Source organism: Nonomuraea sp. NPDC050404 (assembly GCF_040655495.1).
In the GTDB taxonomy this organism is placed as follows: Bacteria; Actinomycetota; Actinomycetes; order Streptosporangiales; family Streptosporangiaceae; genus Nonomuraea.
This window is the reverse complement of the sequence record NZ_JBFAKB010000009.1, coordinates 201,266-216,539: the sequence shown is the minus strand read 5'-3', so window position 1 is coordinate 216,539 and position 15,274 is coordinate 201,266. Positions and strand designations below refer to the sequence as shown.

Below are 15,274 nucleotides of genomic sequence, written 5' to 3'. Positions count from 1 at the left end.
ACAAGTGTATCCATTCTCAGGCGATGCGTACGGCGTAGCCTTCCAGTCCCGGCACGGCGGGATAGCGGTCGAGCACCAGCGGATCGTGCCCGGCCACGATGAGCTCCGGCGAGCCGGCCAGCGTGTTGATGCGGTCGAAGGCGTCGTACATGGCCGGCAGGTGGTTCACGATGCCGTAGGGCCGGTCGCCCTCGATGTTCTCGTAGAAGTGGCTGGCGTCGGAGGCGACGACCGCGTCGCCGGCGGCCGTGCGGACCCGGACCACCTGAAGGCCCGGCGTGTGCCCGCCGACGTGGTGCACGCTGATTCCCGGCACCAGCTCGCGGTCGCCGTCCGGCTGGGTCACGCGGCCGGTGAAGTTCTCCCGCACCAGGTAGGAGAGGTCGTCGGGGCTGGCCAGGTGCGGGTGGGCGCCCCGGTGGGCATGCGGGCCGGTCCAGAAGGCCAGCTCGGAGCGCTGGAGCACGATGGTGGCGGCCGGGAAGTCGCGTACGTGGCCGGTGTGGTCGTAGTGCAGGTGGGTGAGCACGAGATGGCCGACCCGGGCGGCGTCCACGCCGAGTGCGGCCAGGGTGTCCACGGGCGAGCGCAGGTAGTGCCGGTTGCCGCGGCGCTCGGCGGTCTCGGCGGTGAAGCCCGCGTCCACGAGCACGACGTGGGCCGGGGAGACGGCCGCCCAGACGTAGTAGTCGATCGGGTAGGGGGCCTCGGCGCAGGGGTCGTGGCCGTAGAAGTGCTCGCCGCGCACGGAGGCGTCGCGGTGCGCGTACCGGATGGCGTACAGCTCATACACGGTGTTGTTCCGAGGTGATGGGGCGGCCCGTCCACTGCTCCCAGAGGGTGGCCACCGAGGCGTAGTCCTGGCGGTCGAGCCCGGCGCCGCCCGCGATCTCGTACACCGTGTGGCACGCCTGGATGGCGAAGAGCGGGATGCCGGCCTCCTGCGCCAGCGCGAGTGCCAGGGTGGAGTCCTTCCTGGCGGCGTCGGTCGGCATGCCGCCGGCGTAGTCGCCGGGCAGGATCCGTTCGACGAACCGGTGGGTGAGCGGCCTGGTGAGCCCGGCCTCCGGGTCGGCGAGCAGCTCCGCGAGGCGCTCCTGCGCGACGCCGGTGGCCGCCGCCATCGCGCCCGCCTCGGCGAGCACGATCATGACGGCGTGCGCCACCGCGTTGTTGATGACCTTGGCGGCCATGCCCGCGCCCAGGTCGCCGAGTACGAGCTGCCGGGGCGCGAGCGCGTCGAGCACCGGCCGGGCGCGGGCGATGTCCTCATCCGCCCCGCCGATCAGCAGCGTGGACCTGCCCTCGGCCATCTGGGCCACGCCGGACAGGATGGCGGCGTCGATGACGCGCACGCCGTGCGGCGCGCAGAGCTCGGCCAGCCACCGCATGTCCCCCGGGTTGACCGTGCTGGTCTCCACGACGAGCGAGCCCGCCTTCATGCCGGGCGCGATCTCGGCGGCGGCCCGCGCGGAGGCCGCGGGCGACGGCAGCGAGAGTACGACCGTCTCCGCCCCGGCCAGGTCGGCGGCCTGTTCCGCCGCCGTCACGCCGGGCAGTTCCGCGGCGGCCCCGGTGCGGCCGGGGTCGAGGTCGTAGGCGATCAAGGGACGGGTCTCGGAGAGCCGCCGGGCGATCGCGGACCCCATGTTCCCGAGGCCGCACAGCCCCACCGGTGATGTCATGTCCACATGGTCCCTTCTCAGGTGCGCATGGCGAAGGGGTCGGGGGTGCGGCCGGACAGGTCGACCATGACGTTCTTGGTACGCAGGTACTCCTCCATGGCCTCCTCCCCCCGTTCGCGCCCGTAGCCGGAGCGCCGGGTGCCGCCGAACGGCGCCTGGGCCGCACTGGAGCGGTAGGTGTTGACCCACACCGTCCCGGCCACCAGCCGCCCGGCGACGCGGTGGGCGCGCGCCAGGTTCGTCGTCCAGACGCCCGAGGCCAGGCCGAAGTCGCTGTCGTTGGCGATCGCGACGGCCTCCTGTTCGTCGTCGAAGGGGATGACGGACAACACGGGACCGAAGATCTCCTCCCGCGCGAGCGGCATGGAGTTGTCCACGTCGGCGAAGACGGCCGGGCGCACGAACAAGCCCCGACCGGGGATCTCACCCGAGGTGGTGACCTGCCGGGCCCCGGACTCGACTCCGGCGGCGATCATCCGCTGGATGCGCTCGTGTTGCGGCGCGTTGGCCACGGGGCCCATCTGCGTCTCTTCCAGCAGCGGGTCGCCCAGGCGGATGTTGTCCGCGCGCCTGGCCAGCTCCTTGACCACCCGCTCGTACACGGGCCGTTCGACGAGCAGGCGGCTGCCCGCGATGCAGGTCTGGCCGCCCGCGGCGAAGATCCCGGCCATCGCGCCGGGGATCGCCGCGTCGAGGTCGGCGTCGGCGAAGACGATGTTGGGCGACTTGCCGCCGAGTTCGAGGGTGACGGGGACGAGCGTGCGCGCCGCCGCCGCGGCGATGGCCTGGCCGGTGGGTACGCTGCCGGTGAAGCTGATCCGGCCCAGGCGCGGGTCGGCGACCAGGCTCGTGCCCGCCTCGGCGGCCCCGGTCACGATGTTGATCACGCCGGGCGGGAAGCCCGCGCGTTCCACCAGATCGGCCAGCTCCAGGGTGGTGGCGGAGGCGTGCTCGGACGGTTTGATCACCACACAGTTGCCGGTGGCCAGGGCGGGGGCGAGCTTGTTGGCCAGGAGCTGCATCGGGGAGTTCCACGCCGTGATGAGCGCCGCCACGCCGATCGGTTCCCTGAGCGTGTAGTCCAGGCTGTCCGGGTTGTCCAGCGGGATCGTGCGGCCGTAGAGCTTGTCCGCGTACCCGGCGAAGAAACGGTAGTTGCGGGCGGCGAACCTCGCCTGACCGGTCGTCTCGCGCAGCAGCTTGCCGTTGTCGGTGCTCTCCAGGCGGCCGAGCTCGCCGGCGCGCTCGTCGATCAGGTCGGCCAGCCGGTGCATCAGTCTGGCCCGCTCCACGCCCGGCGTGCCCAACCAGGTGCGCTCGAACGCCTCGGCCGCGGCGTCCACGGCCGCCGCCACGTCGGCGGCGCCGGCGTCGGGCACGGTGGCGAACTCCTCCCCCGTGTACGGGTTCACCGCGGGGATCCGGCGGTCACCGGCCGCGTCCACCCGCTCGCCGCCGATCAACATGCGATGCTTCATCGAGCCTCGCCTCTCGTCATGCGATGCGTCATCGAGCCTCGCCCTTCGTCATGCGATCGTTCATCGAGCCTCCGCCCTTCGTCGCCTCGTCGATCGTGTCCAGCGCCCACAGCAGGTGCCCGGCGAACGCCGCGGGGTTCTCCGCCATCGGGAAGTGCCCGAGCCCCGGCATCGTGCGGAAGATCGCGCCCGGGATGCGCTCCGCGGTGCTCCGCGACATCTCCGGGGTGCAGGAGTAGTCGTACTCGCCGGTCATCATGATCACCGGGCAGGCGGCGGTGTCGATGCCGGCCACCCGGTCGCGCGCGTCCCAGTCGCCGCTGTAGAAGGCGATGTCGCCGGCGAACGTGCCGAAGCCGCCCTGCGAGTAACCCCACCACACTTCCCGCCGGTGCTCGGGCGGGCTCTGCGGCCCCATCAGCCCGTCCACCCACTCGGGCACGAACAGCGCCTGGTTGACGCGGGGATCCCTGGCCCAGGCGATCTGCCGTCCCGGCACGTGATCGGAGCCCTCGCAGGCCACCACGCCGCCGATCCGGTCCGGATGGCGCAGGGCCAGTTCGAGGCAGATCTCGCCGCCCATCGAGCAGCCGACGACGACGGGGTCGGTGAGCTCCAGAGCGTCTATCACGGCCATGATCGTGGCGACGTACCGGTCGGTGTCCAGCCGGTGGGCGCCGGGCGGCTCGCTCGCGGGCCCGGACGAACGGCCGTGCCACGGGAGGTCGAAGGCGACCATGTGGCACCGATCGGCGAGCCCGCCGTCGTTCATGAGGTGGTGGAACTGGCGGCCGTCGGCTCCGGCGGTGTGCAGGAACAACACGTCCCGGCCGGTGCCGGCGTGCTCGTAGAAAATGCGGACGGGCTCCCCGCCGGCCTTGACCCGCACGTACCGGCCCTCGATGAGCTCCCGGTCCGCGACGGTGGCCGCCGCCGCCGGGGTGGGGCCGGAGATCACCTCGCGTCCGAGCTCCAGGACGCGCCGCACCAGGTGGGCGTGCTGGGCGAAGCACACCTCGTCGCCGGTGACGGCGGTGCCGGGCACGCGCATCAGCATCCCGAAGAAGGAGTGGTACGGCGAGCGCGGCTCGGCGGCGAAGAACCGCTCCCAAGCCTCGGGCCGGGCGGCCACCTCGAAATCGCTCCCGGACGCGGCGCCGGTCAGCTCCCCGTCGCGGAAGGCGAAACTCACCAGCTCGTCGCCGGCCCTGACCCCGAAGTCCACGCGGCCGGGGGCTCGCAGCGCCGCCAGCGCCGGATCGGCGGCACAGGCCGCACGCCATTTCCCGGCCCGCTCCGCAAGCCTCATGGTCTGTCCCCTCGACGGATGTATACCAATGAATACCGGAATATCCGCTCGCCGCGCCCCCTGTCAACACCGTTGACAATTCCTGGATACCGTTGCATACACTCACTCCTCACGTACGGCGTGAGGACAGGGAGGTATCCCGTGAACCGCCACAACCCCCCCGGCGGACACTCGATGAAGCAGGTCGTGGCCGCCAGCTTCATCGGCACCACCATCGAGTGGTACGACTTCTTCATCTACGGCACGGCCGCGGCGCTGGTCTTCAACCAGCTCTTCTTCCCGACCTTCTCCGACGTCGCGGGCACGCTCGCCGCCTTCGCCGTCTTCGGCGCCGGCTTCGTCGTCCGCCCCCTGGGCGGGATCGTGTTCGGCCACTTCGGCGACCGGCTCGGCCGCAAGTCGATGCTGGTCCTGAGCCTGTTCATCATGGGCGCCGCCACGTTCCTGATCGGGCTGCTGCCCTCCTACGACTCCATCGGCGTGCTGGCCCCGCTGTTGCTGGTCGCGCTGCGGCTGCTGCAGGGCTTCGCGGTCGGCGGCGAGTGGGGCGGGGCCGTGCTCATGGCGGTCGAGCACTCCCCCAGCGACCGGCGCGGCTTCAACGGGAGCTGGCCGCAGTCCGGCGCGCCCGCCGGGCTGGTGCTGGCCTCGGCCGCCTTCGCCCTGGTCTCCATGTTGCCCAGGGAGGAGTTCATGAGCTGGGGCTGGCGGGCGCCGTTCCTGGTCAGCATCCTGCTGCTGGGGGTCGGCCTGGTGATCCGGCTGCGGCTGGCCGAGACCCCCGACTTCGAGGCGGTCAAGAAGTCCGGCGGGCAGGCCCGGCTGCCGGTCGTCGAGGCCATCCGGCGTCATCCGAAGAACCTGCTGATGGCCTTCGGGGCGTGCATCGCGCCGTTCGTGCAGTTCTACCTCTTCGGGACGTACATCCTGACGTACGCGACCGGCACCCTGCGCATCGCGGAGGGGACGGTCCTGACCATCGTCTCGATCGCCGCCGCGCTGGAGGTGATCACCATTCCGCTGGCCGCGGCGCTCTCCGACCGGATCGGCCGGCGCAAGGTGTTCATCTGGGGGACCGTCGCGTACATCCTGTACGCCTATCCGTTCTTCCTGCTCATCAACACCGGCTCACCGCTGGCGCTCGGGGTCGCCGTCGTCCTGGGGCTGTCGGTCATCCACCCGCTGATGTACGGGCCGCTCGCCGCCCTGTTCGCCGACCTGTTCAGCGCCAGCGTACGGTACAGCGGCGCCTCGCTGGGCTACCAGATCGGCGGCATGCTCGGTGGCGGCTTCGCGCCGCTGATCCTGACCTCGTTGCAGGCGGCGGCCGGAAGCGCGGTCGCGGGCATCCCGCCGTACATGATCGGGGCGGGTCTCATCACCATCGTCGCGATCTACTTCGCCACCCGCACCACCGCCGCCGAACCGGCCGAGGTCAAGGTCTGAGCTCAGGGGCCTTCGTCGCTGTACATCAGCAGCCGGACGTCCCTGGCCTTGGTCATGTGGCGTTCGGCGATCTCGGTGGCCGCGGCGGCGTCGCGGCGTTCGATGGCGGCCAGGAGTTCGGCGTGCTCCTCCAGCGCCTCCTCCCAGCGGCCCGGATGGCTCAAAGTCGTCGTCGGGTAGCGGATCAGGTGGTCGTTGAGCCTGGTCAGCAGGTCTACGAGGGTCACGTTGTGGCTGGCCGCCCAGACCGCCTCGTGGAAGCGCCGGTTGGCCTCGGCCATCCCCCGGGTGTCGGCCCGGTCGGCCTGGGCCATCCGCTCGGCCGTGCGGCGCAGCTTGGCCAGGTCGAGCGCGGTGTGCCGCTCGGCCGCGCCACGGGAGGCGATGCCCTCAAGGGAGATGCGGACCTCGTAGATCTCCAGGATCTCCTCGGGGCTGCGCGCGCGGACCCGCATGCTGCGGTCGGCCCGCTCGACCAGGCCGTCCTGCTCCAGCCTGCGCAGCGCCTCGCGGATCGGCGTCCTGCTGGTGCCGTACTTCGTGGCCAGCGCGACCTCCACCAGCGGCGCCTCGGCGGCGAGCGCGCCCGACACGATGTCGTCGCGCATGCGTTGGTAGACGTCTGATCTCATCTGGCCTCCCTTCGGCGGACCCCGGAACGGACGATCAACGAGGAATCCCCGACAAGATTATCCGAAGAAAAGCCGTCATCTGCGCCCGTACCAGGGGCTGAGTGGCCTAGCGCGAGCGGCGGCGGGAGACGCCGTAGAGGCCGCCGGCCAGGGACAGGCCCATGATGGCCAGGAGGCGGACGACGTCCGGGCCGCCGGTCAAGGTGAGCTCGCCGGGGGGATGGATGAGGAAGCCGGTGGCCAGTAACCAGGCCAGGGCGCCCGTCACGGCGGCGGCCCACAGGTCGGCCGCGAGCGCGGCGTACAGGCAGCCGGCCAGCCCCATGACGGCGAAGCGCAGCTCGGGCATGGTGTCCGGGACCAGCAGGGCGGTGACCGCGCACGCGGCGACCACCACGAAGAAGCCGATGCCGATCAGGAGCTCGGTCGGACGCGGACTGACGCGGTCAGGGCTGCGGAGGAACATAAGTCCCCATTCAAAGGCGGGATGGTTGTCCGGGCAAGACAACCTTCTTGCGACGGTATCGCCCGGACCGGGGCGGGCGGACGCCGGGACGTCCGCCCGCTCCCCAGCCGTCACATGCCGGCGCGGTGCACGGCTATCTCGGTCAGCGTCGGGGTGTACTGCTCGTCCGGCAGTTGCCCGGTGAGCGCCACCCGCAGCCGCGAGGTGGTGATGTCGCCGAACCCGGTCACGGACAGGTCGTGCCCGATGCCGTCGGCCCGGGTCGCGAAGCTCACCCAGGCGCCGGTGCCCGCGTCCCAGCGTCGCAGCTCGAACGACCTGACGCGGGGGTTGGTGCCCGAGTCGGTGTACTCGTCCAGGTACACCTCGTCGAACGTGGTGTCCGCGCCGAAGTCGATGTCGAGCGTGATCGGGTAGGTGGCGTCGTCGGCCGCCGCCCAGCGGGTCGCCGGGTCGCCGTCGGTCAGGTTCTTCGCGACGAGCGTGCCGTTCGCGCCCGGGTGGGTGGAACTGGCGGTGACCGGCTTGCCGAGGGCGAGGTTGGCCCGTTCGTTGCCGGGGTCGTCCTCGATCGGGTCGTCGTCCACCGGATTTTCGACCTTCTTGCCGGCCCGGCTCTCCGCCATGCCGATGTCCGGCGCGTCGCCGTAGTAGAGGTGCGTGCCGAGGAAGTCCTCGGTGCCCAGGTGCGCGTTGTAGCGGCCGGCGTCGATCAGCGGCGAGTCCTTGCGCAGCCTGAAGTGCGCGGCGGCCTTCCTGATGTTCTTCACGCCCGCGCCCTTGACGTAGTCCGCCGGGTCGCCCACGAACCTGGGATCGACCCGCAGGCCCGCCTTGTCGGCCGGCTGCTGGGCGGAGGGGGTGCCGCTCGCCTCGAAGTAGTCGTTGTTGGCGAAGACCGCCTGGCGCAGCGCCCCGGTACGGCGGTACCACGGCGTCGGCTCGGTCTTGGAGGAGTTGTAGAAGATGTTGTTCAGGAAGTAGACGCGGCTCAGGAACGTCTCGTCGTGCACGTAGTCCAGGTCGGCGCCGTCGTAGACGAAGGTGTTGTTGGCGAAGTACGTCGGCGAGTAATTCGTCGAGAGCATGTTCTTCACCAGCACGCCGTTGTCGTTGACGCTCAGGTTGTAGCGCGCCACCGAGTTCGAGCTGTTGCCCATGTACGCCATCCAGCCCGCCGCGTTGTCGTGCGAGTAGTTGAACTGGTAGGTGACGTTGAAGTTGGTGTACTCCAGGTCCCACGGCGTGCCGTCGTACTCGTTGTCCGGGCCGCCGTAGACCTCGTTGTACTGCATCACCGAGTCGGCGCCCGCCCACAGGTAGAGCGCGCACGACACCGCGTCGTACCGTTCGAGGTAGCCGTTGACCTCGTTGTACTCGACGGTCATGTTCTTGGTGTTGGCGAGCTGGATCGCGCCCTGGCCGATGCTCTCCGCGTAGTTGTGCGCGACGTGGACGTCGCGGCTGTACAGGTCGCGGGTGCGCACCCAGAGCTGCTCCCAGCCCTCGTGGAACTTGCCGCTCTCGTCGTACTGGCCGGCGTCGCGCCCGTCGGCGGCGAACCAGTTGAAGGCGAACTGCACCGCGTGCAACTCGACGTTCACGAACGTGTTGCCGGTGATGCGGACGTCCTTGAAGTGGTGGCCGCCGGTGCCGTACTCCTTGTAGCTCTTGGCGCCGAAGACCTGGAAGTTGACGCCGCCGTAGTGGATCTTCTGCCAGGTGCTCGGGCCGTCGAGGTCGTGGACGTGCACGTCGGTGATCCGGAAGTGGTCCATGATCGTGTCCGCGCCGGCCTCCAGGAGGTCGGCGTTGATCGAGACCGCGATGCCGTCACGGACGTGGGAGCCCGTGGTGATGTCGGTGGCGAAGTCGTCGTCGTTGGACAGTTCGACGTTGTTGATCTCGAAGTACTGCTGGTTGCGCAGCACGATCGCGCCGGTCAGGCCCACCGTGTCAGGATTTTTCGTACCATCGGCCTTGAACGGGCTCGGCACCTTGCCGTTCGTGGCGATGTACGGCTTGCGGGCCCGCTTGTCGCCGTAGGCGGAGATGGTGATCGGCCTGCCGGCGCTGCCCGAGCCCTTCGGCCAGAGCTGCTCGTCGTGCCACTGCTCACCGGCCTTGAGCAGGATGCGGTCCCCCGGGGCGAACGTCGTCGCGCTCGCCTTGGCCAGGGTGCGCCAGGCGGTCCCGGGCGAGGTGCCGGCCGCTTCGTCACGGCCGCCGGTGGCGTCGAGGTAGAAGTCGGTGCCGCCGGTCCTGTTGGGCAGGTTGCCGGGCAGGGCGGGCTTGGCGGGCGTACGATCCCGGGCCGCCACGGCGGGCGCGGCCGGGGCCAGCGATGCCGCGAGCAGCGCGGCGAGCAGGGCGGTCAGTCCCATGCGCAGCGCTCGTGCGGCGCGAGGCCGGCGGGGTGGTTCGACGGGGGGTTTCAATGGCCTACATCCTCTGCGTTGATGGCGTCCACCGCCGCCGGGTCGATGGTGAAATCGCTGTCGCCGACCCGGCGCTGGATGAACTGGGTGAACTTCCGCTCGACGAGCGACAGCCGGATCCGCCGGGCGTACTCGGTGAACGCCTTGTCCTCATCGACGGTCCTGCCGTTGAGCTGGTAGTAGGTGATCTGGCCTGTGCCGGGCACCGGGGCGGAGATCTGGCCGGACCTGAGCGGCCCGAGCACCGCCATGAGGTCCTGCTGGTGGGCGGCCGAGGCGCCCCCGTCATAGGTGCCGGTGGTGAGGGTGGCGCCGGGTTCGGCGACCTTCTTCAGCCGCCCGGCCTCGGTGACCCGGCGCTGGAGGCCGGCCGCGTAGCCGGTGGCGGCGTCGTCGGGCACCGGCACGACGAGTTTCGCGTACGTGTATGTGGTCGCGTTGGCGCTCCAGGCTTCCCTGTCGGCGTCGAACGCCTGCCGGACCTCGGCGTCGGTGACCCGCAGTGGCCCGCCGGCCTGCTTGCTGAGCCGCTGCTTGAGCGCGGTCGTGAGCTCGGTCTGCCGGTGCGAGTAGTACTGCTCGGGGGTGAACTCCTTCAGGCCGTAGACGACCTCGCCCTTCGCGGCGGCGTCGGCGCGGCGCTCGTTCTCGGCGTCCAGTTCGGCCAGGAAGGACGCGTGGTCGGCGGCGGCGATCAGTCCTTCCTCCTGTGCGAGGAGGAGCGTGGTCCTGTCCCGCCGGATCTCGTCGAGCGCGCGGGCCGAGAGCCGCCGGAGCGCGGTCCTGTCGCCGGCCTTGGCGTTCCAGTCGATCGCGCCGGTCAGGTGGTACTGGTTGCGTAACTCGTTCTGCACCTGGGGCGCGAGCCGCCGCATGTGGAAGAGCAGTTCGTCGGAGGTCACCGGGTGCCCGTCGAGGGCGGCCACCTGGCCGGTGCGCTGGGTGAGCAGCACGCCGGCCGCCACGAGGGCGGCGACCAGCACCCCGGCCAGCGCGACCAGCCCGCGCCTCATGAGGCCGGCCCGATCGCGGCCACGCGGGCGACGACCGGTGTGTCCCTGAACTGCGGCAGCTCGATCAGCACGGCGTCCACCTCGACCGGCGGGAAGGTCAGGATGCGCTGGTGGCCCACCGCGTTCGCCTCGGCGAGCGTGGTCCACCTGCCGTCCCTGCGGCCCCGGACGACGACGTGCTCGACGCGCTGGCCCCGGGTGATGTCCTCGCCCACGGCGACCGACTCGACCCGACGCGGGCGGGCGAACGTGAGCGTCACACCGGGCAGGCTGTCGCTTTCGTCCGGCTTCCAAGGTGTACGCCCGCCGCCGGGCCAGGCGATCGCCACGTCACCCGGTGTGCCGGACGACACCGTCGCGGTCGCCTCGATCCGTCGTGCCCTGAAGTCCTCGATGCGCCGGCCGAGCCCTTCCAGCACCGCCACGTCGGCCTCGGGCAGCAGCCCGTCGCGGGCCGGCGGCACGTTGAGCAGGAAGCAGGAGTTGCCGCCGACCGCGCGCAGGTAGATGCCGAACAGCTCCTCCACCGGGCGCACCAGGGAGTCCTCGGCCCGGTGGTGGAACCAGCCGGGCCGGATCGAGGTGTTCACCTCGGCCGGGTACCAGACCAGGTCGTGCTCGTGGCCGGCCAGCGCGGCGCGGCTGCCGAGGTCGCGCTCGTCGCTGCGTACCAGCCGGGAGAACGTGCCGTCGTCGGCCTTCTGCGAGCGGTCGGCGGTGCGCTCGGCGTCCTGGAGTGCGCGCGGGACCACGCTCCACTCGTCGGGGCGGGTGTCGCCGGCCTCGTTGCCGCACCAGCGCACGTCGGGGCCGCACACGTTGATCACCGCGTCCGGCTGCAACTCGCGGACCACCGCGTAATACCGCTCCCAGTCGTAGACCTGGCGCTTGCCGTTCGGGCCCTCGCCGTTGGCGCCGTCCAGCCACACCGTGAACACCGGCCCGTAGCGGGTGAGCAGCTCGGTGAGCTGGGCGACGTAGAAGTCGTCGTAGGCGGCGCCGCCGCCGTAGGACGCCTCGGTACGGTCCCACGGCGACAGGTAGACGCCGAACTTCAGGCCGTGCCGCCGGGCCGCCTCGGCCACCTCCGCCACCACGTCCCCCTGGCCGTCGCGCCAGGGCGAGGAGGCGACCGAGTACGTCGTGACGTCGCTCGGCCACAGGCAGAAGCCGTCGTGGTGCTTGGCGGTGAGGATCACGCCGGTCATCCCGGCGGCCTTGAGCGCCCTGACCCACTGGTCGGCGTCGAGCTTGTCCGGGTCGAACAGGGCCGGGTCGTCGTGCCCCTCGCCCCACTCCCGGTCCGTCATCGTGTTCATGCCGAAGTGGATGAACCCGTAGAACTCCATCGCCTGCCAGGCGAGCTGGCGGGCGCTCGGCCGAATCGCGGTGAGCGCGTTCACCGCCACCGCCGGTTGTAGGAGGCCAGCACGGCCAGCAGCCCGGCCAGGCCGGCCAGCATGATCGCCAGGTTGGCCCAGCCGACGGGGGTGCGCGCGGAGACGACGACGGCGACGCAGACGGCCGCGATCAGCGTCCTGACGGTGACGAGCAGCGCGCTGCGCGTCGAATCCTTCATGAGGTTCCTCTCTCAGCCCTTCACGCCGCCGGAAGCCATGCCTTCGATGAGCCGGCGCTGGATGAGCGCGTAGAAGATGAGGACGGGGACGATGACGATGACCATGCCGGCGTACAGCCGCCCGTAGTCGGCCGCCGCCTTCTGGGCGGTCATCAGGTTCAGCAGGCCCACCTGCAACGTCTTGCCCTCGCCGGGCAGCAGGGTGAGGGCGATGATGAAGTCGTTCCAGTAGGCCAGGAAGTTGAACAGGATCACGGTGGTGAGCGCCGGCTTGGCCATCGGCAACATGACCCTGGTCATGACCTGGAAGCGGGAGGCCCCGTCCAGGGACGCGGCCTCCTCGTAGTCGGCGGGGATCGTCCTGAAGTACGCGGTGAGCAGGTAGATGGTGAACGGGATCGACGTGGCCGCGTACACGAGCGACAGGACCCCGGGGTTGTCGATGAAGAAGCCGTCGGGGAAGACGTCCACGAGCGCGCGGTCCCAGCCGACCAGCATCAGGAAGATCGGCACCACGATGTAGTTGACGTTGACGAACAGCCCGGCCAGCATCGCGACCTCGACCAGGCCGCGGCCGCGGAACTCGTACCTGGCGATGACGTAGGCCGCGGGCACGGAGACCGCCACGACGAACACCAGCCCGAGCACCGTGACGAGCACCGAGGTGAAGAAGTACTGGCCCATGCGCGCGGTGACGAAGGCGTCGACGTAGTTCTGCAGGTGCAGGCCCTCCGGCAGCGTCCAGGGGCTGCCGTAGAACTCGCCCCTCCGCTTCAGCGAGGCGAACAGCACCCAGCCGACCGGCACCACGATGGCCAGCGCGATCGCGGTGACGAGGACGTAGGTCAGCGCCCGGCCGGCGCGCAGTGAGTTGATCATGATGGTGGGTGCCTCAGAACTGGAGGGCCTCGCGCCGCGTCGCGCGGCTCACCAGCAGCGACACGAGGAACGAGAACGCGAAGATGACGACGCCGATGGCCATGCCGTAGCCGTAGGACGAGTTCGTGTACGCCTGCTTGTACATGTAGCTGAGCAGGACCTCGGACGATCCGTCGGGACCGCCGCCGGTCATCGCCCGGACCAGGACGAAGCTCAGGTTGACCGCGCTCATCACGAAGAACGTCAGCGTCGTGCGCAGGTTCTGCCAGATGAGCGGCAGCGTGACGGCGAAGAACTGGCGGGCGGCGGACGCGCCGTCGAGCGAGGAGGCCTCGTAGATCTCCTCCGGGATGCTCGCCATCCCGGACATGTAGAGCACCATGTAGTAGCCGAGCGACTGCCACACCATCGCGATCGCGACCGACCAGAGCACGAGTTGCTGGTCGCCGAGCCAGACCTGCCGCAGGCCGTCGAGTGACAGCGCGCGGAGGGTGCCGTTGAGCAGGCCGTTCTCCTGGTCGTAGATCGCGGAGAAGATCGCCGCGATGACGACCACGGACAGCACGCTCGGGACGTACAGGACGAACCTGTACAGCACCCGGCCGCGTAGCCGCTGCCGGGTCATGATCGCCGCCAGGAACAGGCCCATGCCCATCGTCACGACGGTCACGACGACCAGGAGCGCGACGGTGTTCTGGAAGGCGCGCACGAACTGCGTGTCGTCGAGCAGCCTGGTGAAGTTGTCCAGCCCCACGAAACGCATGTCCGGGGAGAAGCCGCTCCAGGTGTAGAACGACATCCGGAACACGTTCACGGTGGGGACGATCATGAACACCACGAAGAGCACGAGCGCGGGCAGGAGGCAGGCGGCCACGAACAGCCCGTTGCCTCTTTTACCCGCCGCCGCAGGTCGAGCCGTGTTCATGCGTCGCCCGCGCGCCGCAGGTCGGGCCACGGTCAGCTCCCCGCCTGGCGCAGCTTCTCGCTGGCGTCGTTGAGCGCGCTCTGCCACTGGTCCTGGGTCTTGTCGCCGCTGATGATGCTGTTGGCGGTGTCGAAGAGCGTGCCCTTGATGTCCACGCCCTCGACGGGCGCGGTGCCGGCGAAGGCGCCGACCAGCGCGGTGACCGAGGAGTCGTCGTACAGCTTGTAGAACTCGGCGTTCTCCTTGGTCAGGCTGCTCGCGATGCCCTGGATCGGCTGGATCGCGTTCGACTTGGCGAAGATCTTGGCCGCCTCGTCGGAGTACAGGTAGGCGACGAACTGCTTGGCCGCGTCCTTGTTCCCGGCCCCGCTGGGCACCCAGACCGACTCGACCGAGGTCGTCAGGTAACGCTTGCCGCCCTCGGTGACCGCCGGCAGCGGCGTCAGGGCCCACTCGAAGCCGTCGGCGCGCGGGGCGTCGGCCATCTCGCCGACGATCCAGGTGCCGTTCGGCATGAACAGCGCCTTGTTGTCGAGGATCGACTGCTGGTTCTTGGTGAAGTCCTGCTCGTTGGCGTACCCGACGGTGGTCGGCGCGGCGTACTTCAGCAGCCTGGTGGCCAGGTCGAGCACCTGCTTGGCCTGCGGCGTCTGCCAGACGCCCTGCTTGTACGTCATGACGTCGGTGTAGAACTGCTCCCCACCCACGTTGGCGAGCAGCGCGAAGAAGAACGAGTCGAGATACCCGGCGGTGGGGTAGGTGAACAGCGAGATCTTGTCCTTCTTGGCCGTCTCGCCGAGCGCGAACATCTCCTCCCAGGTGACCGGGACCTTCCAGCCCTTCTCCTCGAACAGGCCCTTGTTGTAGAAGAGCCCGGTCGGCGCGTAGTACATCGGCATCGTGTACGTCTTGCCGTCGCCGTACGGGTTGGTGTTGAGGTTGCCCACGATGCCGTCGATGAGCTTGCCGCTCACGGTCTTGTCTTCGCCGGGGACCTTCGCCTGCAACACGGGCGTGAGGTCCTCCAGGGCCTTGTCCTTGATGAGCGTCTCGGTGAGCGCGGCCTTGCGGCCCTGGCCGAGCACCACGACGTCCGGGAAGCGGCCGGCCTTCATGTTCGGCGTGATCTCGTCCTCGATGCTCTTGGAGATCTGCAACCGCACGTCCACGCCGGGGTTCTTGGCCTCGTACGCCTGGATGACCTCGTTGTACATCTCCCGGCCGTAGCCGCCTTCGAGCGCGGCGACGCTCAGGGTGGTCTTGCCGGACTCCGAGCCGCCCCCTTCCGACGCGCAGGCGGTGAGCAGTCCGAGTGCCGCGACCGCGGCGCTCGCGAGGGCGAGTGATCTCCTCATGGGTCTGGGATCCTTCCGTGTGCCCACCTGACAGGGGCGGAGAAACGAGTCCGAGTTCGGACGTTGTTA

14 protein-coding genes are annotated in these 15,274 nt (G+C 70.0%); 1 reads left to right on the top strand and 13 read right to left on the bottom strand.

Annotated features, from left to right (window positions below):
• Positions 1-16: 16 nt before the first annotated feature.
• The 4 genes from AB0I81_RS26055 to AB0I81_RS26040 are packed head-to-tail and all read right to left on the bottom strand — an operon-like array spanning position 17 to position 4,472.
• The gene (locus AB0I81_RS26055) at positions 17-793 is read right to left on the bottom strand and encodes an N-acyl homoserine lactonase family protein (protein WP_360661242.1); all 777 of its coding nucleotides are present in this window, start codon (positions 791-793) and stop codon (positions 17-19) included.
• Positions 786-1,685 carry an NAD(P)-binding domain-containing protein gene (locus tag AB0I81_RS26050; protein WP_360661239.1) on the bottom strand — a complete coding sequence of 300 codons (900 nt, stop codon included), beginning with the start codon at positions 1,683-1,685 and terminating at the stop codon, positions 786-788. Before AB0I81_RS26050 ends, AB0I81_RS26055 begins: the two co-directional genes overlap by 8 nt.
• Before the next feature lie 17 nt (positions 1,686-1,702).
• The gene (locus AB0I81_RS26045) at positions 1,703-3,163 is read right to left on the bottom strand and encodes an aldehyde dehydrogenase (protein ID WP_360661236.1); all 1,461 of its coding nucleotides are present in this window, start codon (positions 3,161-3,163) and stop codon (positions 1,703-1,705) included.
• A gap of 28 nt (positions 3,164-3,191) precedes the next feature.
• Entirely contained in the window at positions 3,192-4,472 is a 1,281-nt protein-coding gene (locus AB0I81_RS26040; protein WP_360661234.1) for an alpha/beta hydrolase, read from the bottom strand.
• Positions 4,473-4,613: 141 nt separating this feature from the next.
• Between AB0I81_RS26040 and AB0I81_RS26035 the strand changes: the two genes are divergently transcribed.
• On the top strand, positions 4,614-5,918 hold the full coding sequence (locus AB0I81_RS26035; RefSeq protein ID WP_360661232.1) for an MFS transporter: 1,305 nt from the start codon (positions 4,614-4,616) through the stop codon (positions 5,916-5,918).
• 2 nt (positions 5,919-5,920) lie between these two features.
• Here the strand turns inward: AB0I81_RS26035 and AB0I81_RS26030 are convergent, their stop codons facing one another.
• The 9 genes from AB0I81_RS26030 to AB0I81_RS25990 form a co-directional block, all read right to left on the bottom strand.
• A complete protein-coding gene (locus tag AB0I81_RS26030) occupies positions 5,921-6,550 on the bottom strand; it encodes a GntR family transcriptional regulator (protein ID WP_360661229.1) in 630 nt (209 codons plus the stop codon).
• A gap of 106 nt (positions 6,551-6,656) precedes the next feature.
• Entirely contained in the window at positions 6,657-7,016 is a 360-nt protein-coding gene (locus AB0I81_RS26025; RefSeq protein ID WP_360661226.1) for a hypothetical protein, read from the bottom strand.
• Between the two features lie 110 nt (positions 7,017-7,126).
• Positions 7,127-9,400 carry a discoidin domain-containing protein gene (locus tag AB0I81_RS26020; RefSeq protein ID WP_360661223.1) on the bottom strand — a complete coding sequence of 758 codons (2,274 nt, stop codon included), beginning with the start codon at positions 9,398-9,400 and terminating at the stop codon, positions 7,127-7,129.
• A gap of 50 nt (positions 9,401-9,450) precedes the next feature.
• Entirely contained in the window at positions 9,451-10,467 is a 1,017-nt protein-coding gene (locus AB0I81_RS26015; RefSeq protein WP_360661221.1) for a hypothetical protein, read from the bottom strand.
• Positions 10,464-11,870 carry an alpha-L-fucosidase gene (locus AB0I81_RS26010; protein WP_360661219.1) on the bottom strand — a complete coding sequence of 469 codons (1,407 nt, stop codon included), beginning with the start codon at positions 11,868-11,870 and terminating at the stop codon, positions 10,464-10,466. The genes AB0I81_RS26015 and AB0I81_RS26010 overlap by 4 nt, the downstream gene beginning before the upstream one ends.
• The gene (locus tag AB0I81_RS26005) at positions 11,867-12,046 is read right to left on the bottom strand and encodes a hypothetical protein (RefSeq protein ID WP_360661217.1); all 180 of its coding nucleotides are present in this window, start codon (positions 12,044-12,046) and stop codon (positions 11,867-11,869) included. The genes AB0I81_RS26010 and AB0I81_RS26005 overlap by 4 nt, the downstream gene beginning before the upstream one ends.
• A 12-nt stretch (positions 12,047-12,058) precedes the next feature.
• A complete protein-coding gene (locus AB0I81_RS26000) occupies positions 12,059-12,925 on the bottom strand; it encodes a carbohydrate ABC transporter permease (protein WP_360661214.1) in 867 nt (288 codons plus the stop codon).
• A gap of 13 nt (positions 12,926-12,938) precedes the next feature.
• On the bottom strand, positions 12,939-13,850 hold the full coding sequence (locus AB0I81_RS25995; RefSeq protein WP_360661211.1) for a sugar ABC transporter permease: 912 nt from the start codon (positions 13,848-13,850) through the stop codon (positions 12,939-12,941).
• A gap of 32 nt (positions 13,851-13,882) precedes the next feature.
• On the bottom strand, positions 13,883-15,205 hold the full coding sequence (locus tag AB0I81_RS25990; protein ID WP_360661208.1) for a carbohydrate ABC transporter substrate-binding protein: 1,323 nt from the start codon (positions 15,203-15,205) through the stop codon (positions 13,883-13,885).
• Positions 15,206-15,274: the final 69 nt, after the last annotated feature.

Bases quoted from the DNA above. Each gene is read 5' to 3' on its own strand.
- AB0I81_RS26050 (WP_360661239.1), bottom strand. From the start codon at position 1,685: ATGACATCACCGGTGGGGCTGTGCGGCCTCGGGAACATGGGGTCCGCG.
- AB0I81_RS26045 (WP_360661236.1), bottom strand. From the start codon at position 3,163: ATGAAGCATCGCATGTTGATCGGCGGCGAGCGGGTGGACGCGGCCGGT.
- AB0I81_RS26040 (WP_360661234.1), bottom strand. From the start codon at position 4,472: ATGAGGCTTGCGGAGCGGGCCGGGAAATGGCGTGCGGCCTGTGCCGCC.
- AB0I81_RS26030 (WP_360661229.1), bottom strand. From the start codon at position 6,550: ATGAGATCAGACGTCTACCAACGCATGCGCGACGACATCGTGTCGGGC.
- AB0I81_RS26025 (WP_360661226.1), bottom strand. From the start codon at position 7,016: ATGTTCCTCCGCAGCCCTGACCGCGTCAGTCCGCGTCCGACCGAGCTC.
- AB0I81_RS26020 (WP_360661223.1), bottom strand. From the start codon at position 9,400: ATGGGACTGACCGCCCTGCTCGCCGCGCTGCTCGCGGCATCGCTGGCC.
- AB0I81_RS26015 (WP_360661221.1), bottom strand. From the start codon at position 10,467: ATGAGGCGCGGGCTGGTCGCGCTGGCCGGGGTGCTGGTCGCCGCCCTC.
- AB0I81_RS26005 (WP_360661217.1), bottom strand. From the start codon at position 12,046: ATGAAGGATTCGACGCGCAGCGCGCTGCTCGTCACCGTCAGGACGCTG.
- AB0I81_RS26000 (WP_360661214.1), bottom strand. From the start codon at position 12,925: ATGATCAACTCACTGCGCGCCGGCCGGGCGCTGACCTACGTCCTCGTC.
- AB0I81_RS25995 (WP_360661211.1), bottom strand. From the start codon at position 13,850: ATGAACACGGCTCGACCTGCGGCGGCGGGTAAAAGAGGCAACGGGCTG.
- AB0I81_RS25990 (WP_360661208.1), bottom strand. From the start codon at position 15,205: ATGAGGAGATCACTCGCCCTCGCGAGCGCCGCGGTCGCGGCACTCGGA.